The sequence below is a fragment of the Allobosea sp. NPDC055332 genome (assembly GCF_053645455.1).
In genome coordinates this window covers 657,587-670,050 of sequence record NZ_JBSHMO010000003.1, presented here as the reverse complement: position 1 = coordinate 670,050, position 12,464 = coordinate 657,587, and the positions used below count along the sequence as shown (strand labels likewise).

10 protein-coding genes are annotated in these 12,464 nt (G+C 66.8%); 5 read left to right on the top strand and 5 right to left on the bottom strand.

Translation table 11 applies throughout. From position 1 onward, the window contains the following. Position 1 precedes the first annotated feature (1 nt). Both ACWIGM_RS19490 and ACWIGM_RS19485 read left to right on the top strand, forming a co-directional pair. Positions 2 to 1,168: a glutathionylspermidine synthase family protein gene (locus tag ACWIGM_RS19490; protein ID WP_454027600.1), complete on the top strand. Its 1,167-nt coding sequence runs from the start codon at positions 2 to 4 to the stop codon at positions 1,166 to 1,168. A gap of 23 nt (positions 1,169 to 1,191) precedes the next feature. Further along, positions 1,192 to 2,067 carry a VOC family protein gene (locus ACWIGM_RS19485; RefSeq protein WP_454027599.1) on the top strand — a complete coding sequence of 292 codons (876 nt, stop codon included), beginning with the start codon at positions 1,192 to 1,194 and terminating at the stop codon, positions 2,065 to 2,067. Positions 2,068 to 2,085: 18 nt separating this feature from the next. Here ACWIGM_RS19485 and mdoH read toward each other — a convergent pair whose 3' ends face one another. Both mdoH and ACWIGM_RS19475 read right to left on the bottom strand, forming a co-directional pair. After that, on the bottom strand, positions 2,086 to 4,227 hold the full coding sequence (gene mdoH, locus ACWIGM_RS19480; protein WP_454028027.1) for a glucans biosynthesis glucosyltransferase MdoH: 2,142 nt from the start codon (positions 4,225 to 4,227) through the stop codon (positions 2,086 to 2,088). Between the two features lie 53 nt (positions 4,228 to 4,280). Then, complete coding sequence (locus tag ACWIGM_RS19475; protein WP_454027598.1) at positions 4,281 to 5,843, bottom strand: OpgD/OpgG family glucan biosynthesis protein; 1,563 nt, start codon at positions 5,841 to 5,843, stop codon at positions 4,281 to 4,283. A 314-nt stretch (positions 5,844 to 6,157) separates the two neighbouring features. Between ACWIGM_RS19475 and glmU the strand changes: the two genes are divergently transcribed. After that, entirely contained in the window at positions 6,158 to 7,513 is a 1,356-nt protein-coding gene (gene glmU / locus ACWIGM_RS19470) for a bifunctional UDP-N-acetylglucosamine diphosphorylase/glucosamine-1-phosphate N-acetyltransferase GlmU (RefSeq protein WP_454028026.1), read from the top strand. Positions 7,514 to 7,621: 108 nt separating this feature from the next. After that, positions 7,622 to 9,448, top strand: a complete 1,827-nt coding sequence (glmS, locus tag ACWIGM_RS19465) for a glutamine--fructose-6-phosphate transaminase (isomerizing) (RefSeq protein WP_454027597.1) — start codon at positions 7,622 to 7,624, stop codon at positions 9,446 to 9,448. Here the strand turns inward: glmS and ACWIGM_RS19460 are convergent. Then, positions 9,435 to 9,845: a YbaN family protein gene (locus ACWIGM_RS19460; protein WP_454027596.1), complete on the bottom strand. Its 411-nt coding sequence runs from the start codon at positions 9,843 to 9,845 to the stop codon at positions 9,435 to 9,437. The two genes, glmS and ACWIGM_RS19460, sit on opposite strands and share 14 nt — an antisense overlap. A gap of 110 nt (positions 9,846 to 9,955) precedes the next feature. On the opposite strand from ACWIGM_RS19460, the gene ACWIGM_RS19455 reads away from it, so the two are divergent. Continuing rightward, on the top strand, positions 9,956 to 10,660 hold the full coding sequence (locus tag ACWIGM_RS19455) for a DUF502 domain-containing protein (RefSeq protein ID WP_454027595.1): 705 nt from the start codon (positions 9,956 to 9,958) through the stop codon (positions 10,658 to 10,660). A 1-nt stretch (position 10,661) separates the two neighbouring features. Here ACWIGM_RS19455 and ACWIGM_RS19450 read toward each other — a convergent pair whose 3' ends face one another. Together ACWIGM_RS19450 and ACWIGM_RS19445 are read right to left on the bottom strand one after the other, a co-directional pair. After that, positions 10,662 to 11,495, bottom strand: coding sequence for an AraC family transcriptional regulator (locus ACWIGM_RS19450; RefSeq protein ID WP_454027594.1), 834 nt, complete (start codon positions 11,493 to 11,495; stop codon positions 10,662 to 10,664). 69 nt (positions 11,496 to 11,564) lie between these two features. Then, entirely contained in the window at positions 11,565 to 12,458 is an 894-nt protein-coding gene (locus ACWIGM_RS19445; RefSeq protein ID WP_454027593.1) for a LysR family transcriptional regulator, read from the bottom strand. Positions 12,459 to 12,464 lie beyond the last annotated feature (6 nt).

The window sequence follows — 12,464 nt, the reverse complement described above, 5'->3', positions numbered from 1 at the left end:
CATGCAGCGGCTTCGCATAGCGCCACGCAAGGACTGGCAGGCTGAGGTCGAGCGCCTCGGCTTCGCCTATCACACCCTCGACGGCGAGACCTATTGGGATGAGAGCGTCGCCTATGCCTTCTCGCTGAAGGAAATCGAGGAGGATATCGAGGCGCCGACCAGCGAGATCGAAGGGCTCTGCTTCGCCTTCGTCGAACGCGCGCTCAAGGATGAGCAGATCCTGCGCCGGCTTGCGATTCCCGAGCCGCAATGGGCCCTGATCCGCGACAGCTGGCAGCGCGGCGACCGCAATCTCTATGGCCGGCTCGATCTCGCCTATGACGGCAAGGGGCCGGCCAAGCTGCTCGAGTACAACGCCGATACGCCGACCTCTTTGTTCGAGGCGGCCGTGGTGCAATGGGACTGGCTCGAGCAGGCGATGGCGCGCGGAGCGATCTCGCGCGGCTCGGATCAATTCAACTCGCTGCACGAGCGCCTGATCGCCGCCTTCGGCCAGCTGCGCAACCCGAAGCCCGAGCGCATGCACTTCACCTGCGTGCAGGGCAGCGTCGAGGATAAGGGCACGGTCGACTATCTGATCGACTGCGCGGGCCAGGCCGGGATCGATGCCCGCTTCACCTTCATCGAGGAGGTCGGCCTGCTTGCCGACGGGCGCTTCTGCGACGGCGCCAGCCTGCCGATCGAGCTGCTGTTCAAGCTCTATCCCTGGGAGTGGCTGTTCCGGGAGCAGTATGCCTCGGCGCTCGCCGGCTCGCGCTGCCAGTTCGTCGAGCCGCCCTGGAAGGCGCTCGTCTCCAGCAAGGGCCTCTTGCCCTATCTCTGGGAGATGGCGCCCGGCCATCCCAATCTGCTGCCAGCCTATTTCGAAGACGATCCGCGTTGCGCGGAGCTCGGGGCCAACCATGTCCGCAAGCCGCTCTATTCACGCGAGGGCGCCAATGTGACCCTCGTCGAAGGCGGCGCGGTGCGCGACAGCGACGACGGGCCCTATGGCGCCGAGGGCTTCATCCTGCAGGCGACCGCGATGCTGCCGAATTTCGACGGCAATTATCCGGTGCTCGGCTCCTGGCTCGTCGCTTCGCAGCCTTGCGGGCTCGGGGTCCGTGAGGATACGACTCCGATCACCAAGAACACCTCGCGCTTCGTGCCGCATTTCATCGAGCCGTAGCGCGTACGGCCTATGGATTGCCCATGCCTGACACGACCAACGCCCGCGGCCTCGACCATCTCGTGATCGGCGTCGCCGACCTCGATGCGGCGGGCGCCTTCTACGCCGATCTCGGCTTCCGGGTCGGCGCGCGCAACCGCCATCCATGGGGCACCGAGAACCGGATCGTCCAGTTCCCCGGCGCTTTCCTCGAGCTGGTCACGGTCGGCGACGCCACGTTGATCCCGCCTCACGCTGCCCGGCATTTCTCCTTTGGCGCGTTCGTGCGCGATGGCCTGGCACGCGGCGAGGGGATGTCGATGCTGGTGCTGGAAAGCCACGATGCGGCCGGCGATGCCAACGGCTTCCGCGCCGCGGGCATCGGCGATTTCGAGCCCTTCTTCTTTGAGCGGCAGGCGCGCCGGCCGGATGGCAGCGAGGTCCGCGTCGCCTTCTCGCTCGCCTTCGCCGAAAACGCGGCGGCTCCGGAGTGCGGCTTCTTCGTGTGCCAGCAGCACGAACCGCAGAACTTCTGGAACCCGGCGTTCCAGCAACATGAGAATGGTGCGAGCGGGCTGTCCGCCGTGTTCCTGGTAGCGGAGGAGCCGGCAGCGCAGGTGGCTTTCGTCGGCGCCTTCTCGGGCGCGGAGAGCTTCGCAACGCCGGAGGCAGGTCTGCGCCTGCCATTGCCACGCGGTCGCCTCGAGGTCCTGACATCTCAGGCCGCCCGGGCGCTGCTCGCTGGTGAGAGCCGGCAAGACCAAGCCAATTTCGCCGGCTTTGCAGTCACTGTGCCGGACCTCGACCCGGTCAGGTCCAGGCTCGCCGAACGCAATATTCCGCATCGCCAGGAGGGCACACGCATCGTCGTGCCGGCGAGCGCAGCGTTCTGCTGCGCTATTGTCTTCGAGCTGGGCTGAGCGCCCCGGCGCGGCCGGTCAGCCCGCGCGGGCTTCGGCACCGGCATGGGCAGGGCCTTCGGGCAGGTTCGCCAGCAGGCCGAGCAGAGCGCGGTCGTGCAGCACGACCATGCGCTCCTTCGGCTTCAGCCAGATCACCGCATCCGCGACGGTCTCGGCATCGATCAGCTTGGCCTGCGCCACGGCGCGGTCAGGCTCGATCTCACCGCGGCGGCGCGGCTGGACCTGCGGTAGCATCGCCTCATGGGTCGCGCGCAGCATCGGGTCGGCGTGGAGCGCGGCTAGCCCGTCAGAGTCGTCATAGCCGGCCTGGGCGAACTCGGCCTGCAAGGCGTTGGCGCGCAGCGCGATCGCCGGCGGGTCGCCTTCCTCCGGGGTGATCAAGAGGCCGCGGCGCTTGAGCCAGAGACCGAGCGCGAGATTTCCTGAGGCCCAGGACAGCGGGATCGCCAGGAGCAAGCCGACGATGGTGGGCGACATCCAGGCGAACAGCGAGGTCGCGATCATGAAGGCCGAGAGGCCGGCGACCAGACCGAGCAGCGTATGGGTGCGATGCCGGCGGACGATGTCCTTGAAGGGAATCGAGCCGTCGTCGCGCCGCTGCGGATTCCAGCCGGTGTCGCGCCCGACCAGGATCTGGAAGACCGAGCCGGACTGAATCACCATCATGATCGGCGCGAAGAACGCCGAGAACAGAATCTCGAGCACGGCCGATAGGATGAGGCGGATGCCGCCGCCGCAGGCGCGCCGCAGCTTGCCGTCGAACAGCGTCAGCAAGAGGCCGAACAGCTTCGGCGCCAACAGGATCGCCATGGTCAGGCCGAACAGGTTGAGCGCTCGCTCGGGGTCGAAGCGCGGCCAGACCGGAAAGAGCCTGAACTCCTCCGTGAAGTATTCCGGCCTGGCGTAGTTGACCTGCAGCACGATCAGGATGCCGACCACGAGCTGCATCAGCCAGAAGGGCGAGGCGAGATAGGCCATCATGCCGGTGGCGAAGTGCTGGCGGGTCGCCGTCAGCAGGCCCTTGGCGCCGATGATGCGCGAATGCTGCAGATTGCCCTGGCACCAGCGCCGGTCGCGAGTGGCGATGTCGATCAGTGAGGGCGGGCTCTCCTCATAGGACCCCGTCAGATCGGGCAGCATGTAGACCGACCAGCCGGCCCGCCGGATCAGCGCCGCCTCGACGAAGTCGTGGCTGAGGACGTGGCCGCCGAAGGGCGGCTTGCCCTTGAGATCGGGCAGGCCGCAATGATCGGCGAAGGCCTTGGTGCGGATGATCGCGTTATGGCCCCAATAGTTGCCGTCGCGGCCGGACCAGATCGCGAGCCCCGTTGCGATCACCGGGCCATAGACGCGTGCTGCGAACTGCTGCAGGCGCGCGAAGAAGGTGTTGCGATTGATGATGAGCGGCAGTGACTGGATAATGCCGGCATCGGGATCGGCCTCCATCGCGGCGGCGAGGCGCACGATGCAGGTGCCGGTCATCAGGCTGTCGGCGTCGAGCACGACCATATGGGGATAGTGGCCGCCCCAGCGCGTGACGAAATCGGCGATGTTGCCGGCCTTGCGGTGATGGTTCTTCGGGCGGTGGCGATAATAGATGCGGGCATCGGGCCCGAGCCGCTGGCGCAGCGCCAGGAAGGCGCGCTCCTCGGCCACCCAGATGTCGGGATTGGTGGTGTCGGAAACGATGAAATAGTCGAAATGGGCGCCTAGGCCCGTCGCCTCGATCGACTCGCGGATCGCCGCCACGGCGGCGAAGGTCCGGGCCGTCGATTCGTTGTAGATCGGCATGACCACGACGGTCTTCTGCGTCAGCGTCTCGGCGCGCGGGCTCTTCACCAGGCGCAGGAGCAAAGCAAAGAAGCCGAGGATGGCGCTGGTGAAGGCGAGCGCGATCCAGGAGAAGTTCACCGTGAAGAGGACGAGCAGCACGTACTGCAGGAAGGTCGTACGGCTAACCGACACGACATGGTACATTTCCCAGGCGCCGTAGGCCGTCAGGGCCCAGGCGCCGCCGAAAACGAAGAGTCGCGCCAGCCAGGGCGTGCGCCACGCTTGCGGAGCGGCCGGCCTGCGTCCCTCGGAGGCTTTCCAGCTGCGGAAGGACTGCACCGGCATATCGAGCCGGTTCTCGGGTGGCGTCGCCTCGACCGGCATCGGGCAGGTGCCGACGGGCTCGGTCTCCACACGGCGGGCGAGAGCGTCCACGGTCACCAGGTCCACCGGTTCAACAAGGTTTCCGATACCGGCTGTCCGCCGGCATCGAGGACAAGGCGCAACTCGGACAGCGCCTCGCTGCCGGGGTCGACCTCGAAGGCGACGCGCATGGTCCGGCGCTCGGGGTAGGGCCAGAGCCGCAGGTTCTGGATCGTGCCCGGTGTCGCCGTGACATTGGCGCGGATCGCGGCAACCAGCGCCGGGTCGATCAGCCTGTCGCCGGTGAAGTCGACGAGGAAGCGACGGCGGCGGGTCTGAGAGCCACGGCCTTGCCGGATGCGCGTCGCGATGGCGAGCGGCGGCCGCTCCGGCGGCTGCCAGCACCAGGCCTGGCGATAGGCGATGGTGGTCTCACTGCCGGCCGCGATCGGCTGGCGCGGGCGCCAGTAGCTGATGATGTTGTCGTTTATCTCGGAGTCGCTGGGAATCTCGATGAGCTGCACCGAACCCGGCCCCCATTCGCCGAGCGGCTCCATCCAGACGCTCGGCCTGAGCTCGAAGCGCTGGTCGTCATCCACGAAGGCATTGGGATCGCGCTCGCGCTGGATCAGGCCGAAGCCACGCGGATTGGAGTCCTGGAAGGAGGAAACCTGCAGGTTGGCGGGATTGCTGACGGGGCGGTAGATCCACTCGCCGTTGCCAGTGAACATCTGGACGCCCGAGACCTCATGGACCGCCGGCCTGACGTCGTCGAAGCCGCGCCGGCTCTGCGGGCCCGACAGATAACTGCCCATCACGCAGCCGAAACCGACATGGTCGAGATTGGCGCGCGCGAACAGCGTCATCTCGACATCGATCAGGGTGACGTCGCCGGGCCGCAAGGTCATCCGCACCGCGCCGGTGACGCTTTCGGAATCGAGCAGGGCATGGATGATGAGCGCGCCGGCGGCCGGGCTCGGCCGCTCGATCCAATAGGCGCGGAAGAAGGGGATTTCCTCGCCGCGCTGCTCGCCCGGCCGCAGGATCAGGGCGCGGGAGACCGCGCCGAAATTCTGGCCGCGCGCCAGCGAGCGGAAGAAGGTCGCGCCCTGGAACAGGGCGAGCTCGTAGGGGCGCTCGAGCCCGGCCGAGACACGGAAACCCGAGAACTGCAGATCCTGTCCGGCAGGGGGCGGCGTCACGCGACCGTAGTTGAATTTGCCCGGATCGAAGGCGACACGTCTGACGACGTCGTCCTCGACCGTGAACAGGCTGACCGGCGAGGAGAAGACGTAGCCGCGATGCAGCGGCTCGACGGTGAAGCCGCGATTCTCGCCGGCCCAGATCATCCCGGCCGGCTGCGCCCTGATGCCGACATACTGGTCGAAGGGGAGGGTGGCGTAGCCCTCCGGCAGGTCGGTCGCGGTCAACGGCACCATAGGCCGACGTGACAGGACACGCGCCGCCTCGACGACGAGGGCAGGGTCGAATCGCTGTCCTTCGGCGATGACCGATTGCACCAGCCCGACCCAGCTCGCCGGGGCCTGCGCTGCCGCCGTGCCGACGGCAAATCGCGGCGCGATGGCGCCGGTCGCAGCGAGGCTCAAAAATCGACGGCGATTCAAGGATTTCGACATCACATCCAACTTGGGCCGGCAAAGCTCCGCCGACTTGCGCTTCTAGAGCATTTCGCGCGGGGCTGAAAAGCGCGGGGCAAGGCCAAAGGCGAAAAAAGGGCCGCCCGGCATGCAGGAATGCCATGCCGAAAACGAAGCCATGTCAGATTGCTCATTCGGAGCCGGCGCGATGGTCCATCGTCCGCTGGGTTTTGCCAAATCCGCTCGCTATCGGCTATCCACCGCCGGTGCGGCATTCGCCTGCGCCCGGGACGACGGCCGGTCGTGGCCGCGTTTCCTCGTTAAGAGCATGTGACAGGACGATCATGACGGAAATGCAGCCCGCCCGGACCTGCCTCGCCATCGTGCTGGCGGCAGGCGAGGGAACCCGGATGAAATCGGCGCAGCCAAAGGTGCTGCACGAGGTGGCCGGCCGCTCGCTGCTCGGCCATGCCCTGGCCGCGGTGACGGCCGCCGGCGCCGATGCGCTCGCTGTCGTGATCGGCCCCGACCGTCCGGACGTCGAGGCTGAGGTCAAGAAGCATGCGCCGCACGCCGCGGTCTTCGTCCAGACCGAGCGCAAGGGCACCGCGCATGCGGTGCTGGCGGCCCGCGAGAGCTTGACCGGTAAACACGATGACGTGCTGGTCGCCTTCGCCGACACACCGCTGGTCCGCTCCGAGACCTTCGCCGATCTGCGCGAGCCCTTGCGTACCGGCGCTGCCGTTGTCGCGCTCGGCTTCGAGGCGCGCGACCCGACCGGCTACGGCCGCTTCGTCACGCAGGATGGCGAGCTGGAGGCGATCGTCGAGCACAAGGACGCCGACGAGGCGGCGCGCAGGATCACGCTCTGCAATGCCGGGCTGATGGCGCTCGACGGCGGCAAGGCTCTCGCCATCCTCGATGCGATCGGCTGCGCCAATGCCCAGAACGAATATTATCTGACCGACGCCGTCGCGGTGGCGCGAGAGCAGGGCCTGAAGGCAGTCGCCCGGGTCGCGCCGGAGGCCGAGGTGCAGGGGGTCAACGATCGGGCCCAGCTTGCGGCGGTGGAAGCCGATTTCCAGCGCCGCAAGCGGCTGGAGGTGATGCTGGCCGGCGCCACGCTGATTGCGCCCGAAACGGTTTTCTTCAGCCATGACACCAAGATCGGCCGAGACGTCGTGGTCGAACCCAATGTGGTCTTTGGCAAGGGCGTCCGGATTGCGGACAACGCCGTCATCCATGCCTTCTCGCATCTGGAAGGGGCGAGCGTCGGCCCAGGCGCCTCGATCGGCCCCTATGCACGCCTGCGGCCTGGCACCGAGCTGGCGAAGGGGGCGAGGGTCGGCAACTTCGTCGAGATCAAGGCGGCGGCGATCGGCGAGGGTGCCAAGGTCAATCACCTGACCTATATCGGCGATGCCGATATCGGCGCGAACGCCAATATCGGTGCCGGCACGATCACCTGCAATTACGATGGCTTCTTCAAGAACAAGACGATCATCGGCGAGGGCGCCTTCGTCGGCTCCAACTCGGCCCTGGTCGCGCCGGTGACGATCGGGGCGGGCGCCTATGTCGGCTCGGGCTCGGTCATCACCCGCGACGTCAAGCCGGATGCGCTGGCCGTGGCGCGCGGCCGGCAGATGGAGCGCGAAGGCTGGGCTGCCGCCTTCCGGGCGGCCGCCAAGGCGCGAAAAGCCCAGCAATAGGCGATTTGCAAGACATTTCGTTCACAGTTCGACATTCAACGTGATTTCGCAATTGCGCCGCCACGGACTATTGCGATGCGCATCGATATCAACGGATGAGGCACATTCATGTGCGGGATCGTGGGCATTCTCGGCAAGCAGGCGGTTGCCGGCCAGGTGGTCGAAGCGCTGCGGCGGCTCGAATATCGCGGCTATGATTCGGCCGGCGTCGCGACGCTCGAAGGTGGCCGGCTCAGCCGCCGCCGCGCCGAGGGCAAGCTCAAGAACCTCGAAGTGCGCCTCTCCAGCGAGCCGCTCGATGGCCTGATCGGCATCGGCCACACCCGCTGGGCGACGCATGGCAAGCCGACCGAGACCAATGCCCATCCGCATGCCACCGAGAAGCTGGCGGTCGTCCATAACGGCATCATCGAGAATTTCCGCGAGCTCAAGGCCGAACTCGAGGCCGACGGCCATGTTTTCGCCAGCGAGACCGACACCGAAGTCGTCGCCCATCTCGTCACCCGCGAGCTCGATCGCGGCAAGGACCCGGTCGCGGCAGTCGGGGCTGCGCTGCCGCATCTGCGCGGCGCCTTCGCGCTCGCCTTCCTGTTCGAGGGACAGGAAGACCTGCTGATCGGCGCCCGCAAGGGCTCGCCGCTCGCAGTCGGCATCGGCGACGGCGAGATGTATCTCGGCTCCGATGCGCTGGCATTGGCGCCTTTCACCAACCTCATCGCCTATCTCGACGAAGGCGACTGGGTGGTGCTGAACCGCAAGGGCGCGACCTTCTACGACGCCGACGGCCAGCAGGTCGACCGCCGCGCCCAGCGCGTCGCGGCCGGCGCCTTCCTGGTCGAGAAGGGCAACCACCACCACTTCATGGCCAAGGAGATCTATGAGCAGCCGGAAGTGGTCGGCCATACGCTGACACATTATGTCGACATGGCGAACGGTGTGACGCGCTTGCCCTTCGAGACGCCGTTCGACTGGAAAAACCTGTCGCGCCTCTCCGTCTCGGCCTGCGGTACCGCCTATTATGCCGGCCTCACGGCCAAGTACTGGTTCGAGAAGCTGGCGCGCCTGCCGGTCGAGATCGATGTCGCCTCGGAGTTCCGCTATCGCGAGGCGCCGCTGCCTGCGAACGGGCTCGCGCTCTTCGTCTCGCAATCGGGCGAGACGGCCGACACACTCGCTTGCCTGCGCTATGCCCGCCAGGAAGGCCAGCACATCATGTCGGTCGTCAACGTGCCGACCTCGACGATCGCGCGCGAGAGCGACGTCGTCGCGCCGACGCTGGCCGGCCCGGAGATCGGCGTCGCCTCGACCAAGGCCTTCACCTGCCAGCTGACAGCGCTCGCTGGCCTTGCGATTGCAGCGGCTCGTGCCCGCGGCACGCTCTCGGCAGAGCAGGAAGCGCGTTATGTCCAGGAACTGATCGCGCTACCCGGCCTGATGGCGCAGGCGCTGACGCTGGAGCCCGAGATCGAGAAGCTCGCCCGCAAGCTCTCCAGGGCGCGCGACGTGCTCTATCTCGGCCGTGGCACCGCCTTCCCTCTGGCTCTGGAAGGCGCGCTGAAGCTCAAGGAGATCAGCTATATCCACGCCGAAGGTTATCCGGCAGGCGAGCTCAAGCACGGCCCGATCGCGCTGATCGACGAGGACATGCCGGTCGTGGTGATCGCGCCGCATGATGCGCTCTTCGAGAAGACGGCTTCGAACATGCAGGAGGTCGCGGCGCGCGGTGGCCGGATCATCCTGATCACCGACGCCAAGGGCGCCGACGAATGCGGCATCGTGCCTGAGGCGACCATCATCATGCCGGAGATGGATCCGCTCTTCGCGCCGATCGTCTATTCGGTGCCGATCCAGATGATCGCCTACCAGACCGCGGTCTTCATGGGCAAAGACGTCGATCAGCCGCGCAATCTGGCGAAGTCGGTCACCGTCGAGTGATTTCGTCTTCGGCCGGTTCAGGCCGGCTCGCGACATAGGTGCCGGCCGCGATCAGGCCGGCGCCGCTCAGCCAGAGCGCGATCGGCGGCGCATCGGTCGCCGTCACGATGACGAAGCTCAGCAGCATCGAACCGCAGGCGACGTATTTCGTCCTGCGGGCGATTGCGCCTGTCTGCCGCCAGCGGACGACCTGCGGCCCAAGCCGAGGATGATTGACCAGCCAGCTCTCGAAGCGCGGCGAGGAGCGCGAGAAGCACCAGGCGGCGGCGATCAGGAAGACCGTGCCGGGCATCACCGGCAGAATCAGCCCGACGATGCCCAGCACCGTGCAGAGCCAACCGGCCGCGAGATAAAGCGGCCGATGCCAGCGGCGCTGCTGTCTGGATGGTTCGGACACGGGGCTCATCGACGAATCGGGGGCTAGCCAGCGGCTGGCGCTCGGCTATCGTCCGATAGTGCGGCGCAATGTGACGAGGCCGCAAGACTGGACGGAGTCCCGGATCCTCGATGAATGCCCGCACGCCCGATCCGCGCCTCGTCGTCCAGCCCGATCTGCTGCGGCCAACCTTCGGCACAAGGCTCCGGCGCTATTTCCTGACAGGGCTGGTGCTGGCGGCGCCGCTCGCCATCACCGCCTCGGTGACCTGGTGGTTCATCAACCTGGTCGACGGCCTGGTGAAACCGCTGGTTCCGGCCCAATTCTGGCCCGAGAACCATTTACCGTTCCCGCTGCCGGGCTTCGGCCTGATCATCGCGCTGATCGGCCTGACGGTGATCGGCTTCTTCGCTGCGAACCTGGTCGGGCGCACGCTGATCGGGGCCGGAGAGTCGCTTCTTGATCGCATGCCGGTGGTGCGCGGCCTGTACAAGGGGGTGAAACAGGTCTTCGAGACGATCTTCTCCCAGTCCGGCACCTCGTTTCGCAAGGTCGGGATGGTGCAGTTCCCGCAGCCGGGGATGTGGTCGATCGTCTTCATCGCGCAGGAGGCGGCCCCCGAGATCGCCGGCAAATTGCCCGATGGCGACGAGCAGATCGGCGTCTTCCTGCCGTGCACGCCGAACCCGACGACCGGCTTCTTCTTCTACCTGCCGCGGCGCGAGATCGTCGAATTGTCGATCTCGGTGGAGGACGGCGCCAAACTGATCATGTCGGCCGGGCTGATCCAGCCCGGCGAAATGGCACCGCGCTCGGCGCCGGAAATGGGCAAGTAGCTCAGCTCTTCAGGGGCACCCAGATCTCGACGATGCCATTGCCGGTCGCGCCGTTGAAGCGTTGATCCATCAACTCGAGTGTTACGCCCATCGCCGGCTCACGGCCCGATTTCGGCAGCCAGTCGCGCCAGATCGATTCAAACGTTTGTTTGATTCCGGTGATGTGGCCGCTGTGCTCGAAGACGGCGCAAAGCTGCTCGGGCACGCTCAGCCTTGCGAACTCGTCGGGCAGGTCGCTGAACGAGGAGACTTCCGCGCCGGCGATGTAGTCGAAGGTGCCGACATCGTCGCAATTATAGCTCGCGCCATAGGCGATGAAGCCCTTCTGGCCGCGGATATGGCCGAAATGCGGAACGATCTTCTGCCAGAGCAAGGGGATGCCTTGCGTGTTGTCGACCGAGAAATGACCGCTGAAGCCGGCGATCAGCATGGGTTTGCCGGTGACGATACGCGGCTCGGCGAGGGGAGTGCGGTTTGCGGCATGCATGGACAGAGGCTCCACGAGAGCAAGGGATGACAGATCGCGCCGGGCGCGCAGCTCTTCCGGCGTGATGCCGAACTGCTCGCGGAAGGCGCGGGTGAAGGCCTCGTGAGAGCCATAGCCCCAGTCGAGCGCGACCTGGAGGATGTCGGGCGCGCCATCGGCGAGCTGGCGCGCCGCTTCCGAGAGCCGGCGCTCGCGCACATAGCGCATCACCGAGCGGCCGGTCGCCACGCCGAAGGCGCGGCTGAGATGGAAGCGCGAGACGCCGCTGACCTCCGCGATCTCGTCGAGCGAGAGCTCGGAGGCGAAGCGGCTTTCGATGCACCAGAGGGCTTTCTTGATCGGGTCCATGGCTCACTCACGAAACGCCGGCACCATGGCGGAGGCGAAGCGGGTCCGCTTGATCGGGATTGCTGCCGCCTACGATTGCGCAGCCTTGACGACATCGAGGAAGGCCCGCAGCGCCGGCGGCACGGCGCGGTGGCCGGGATAATAGATCGCGATGCGCTCGGGAGCGGGCGCCCAGGCAGTCAGAACCTGGCGAAGACGTCCATCCGCGAGGGCCATGTCTGCCGCCGGGCTGGCGACATAGGCGATGCCCAGGCCGCCTACCGCAGCCTCGACCATGAGTTCTTCATCATCGAGAATGACCGAGCTGCCAGCATCGATCGTTAGCTCCTGCCCGGCGCGCTCGAACTCCCAGCGATAGAATTTTCCGCTCGGCATGCGGTGGCCGATGCAGCGATGCTGCTGCAGGGTATCGGGCGTATCCGGTATGCCGAAGCGCTCGAGATACGCCGGCGACGCGACGCAGATGAAGCTGACGGGGCCGCCGAACGGCACCGCGACCATGTCCCGCGGAATCGAGCCGACGAGACGCACGCCGGCATCGAACCCGGCAGCCACGATGTCGATCAGCTTGCCTTCGACGACGAGGTCGACGGTCACGTCCGGAAAGCGCTCGGCCATCAGGGGAAGAACCTCCCGGACGAGCAGCGCGGCAGCCAGTCGTGGTGCGTTGATCCGGACGCTGCCGGCGACGCTGCCGCGGAACGTGGCGATGCTGTCCAGCGCCGCGTCCAGCGTCGCGAGCGCCGGCTGCAGGCGGCCGAGCAGCTCGAAACCGGCTTCGGTCGGCGCGACGCTGCGGGTGGTGCGGTTGAGCAGTCGCACACCCATGCGTTCCTCGAGCGCCCGCATCGCATGGCTCAAGGTCGAGGGCGCCGTCCCGAGCTCATCCGCTGCGCGCCGGAAGTTGCGACGGGTCGCGACGGCGACGAAAGCCGTGAGGTCGTTGAGCGAGGGGCGAGCCATTGCTGC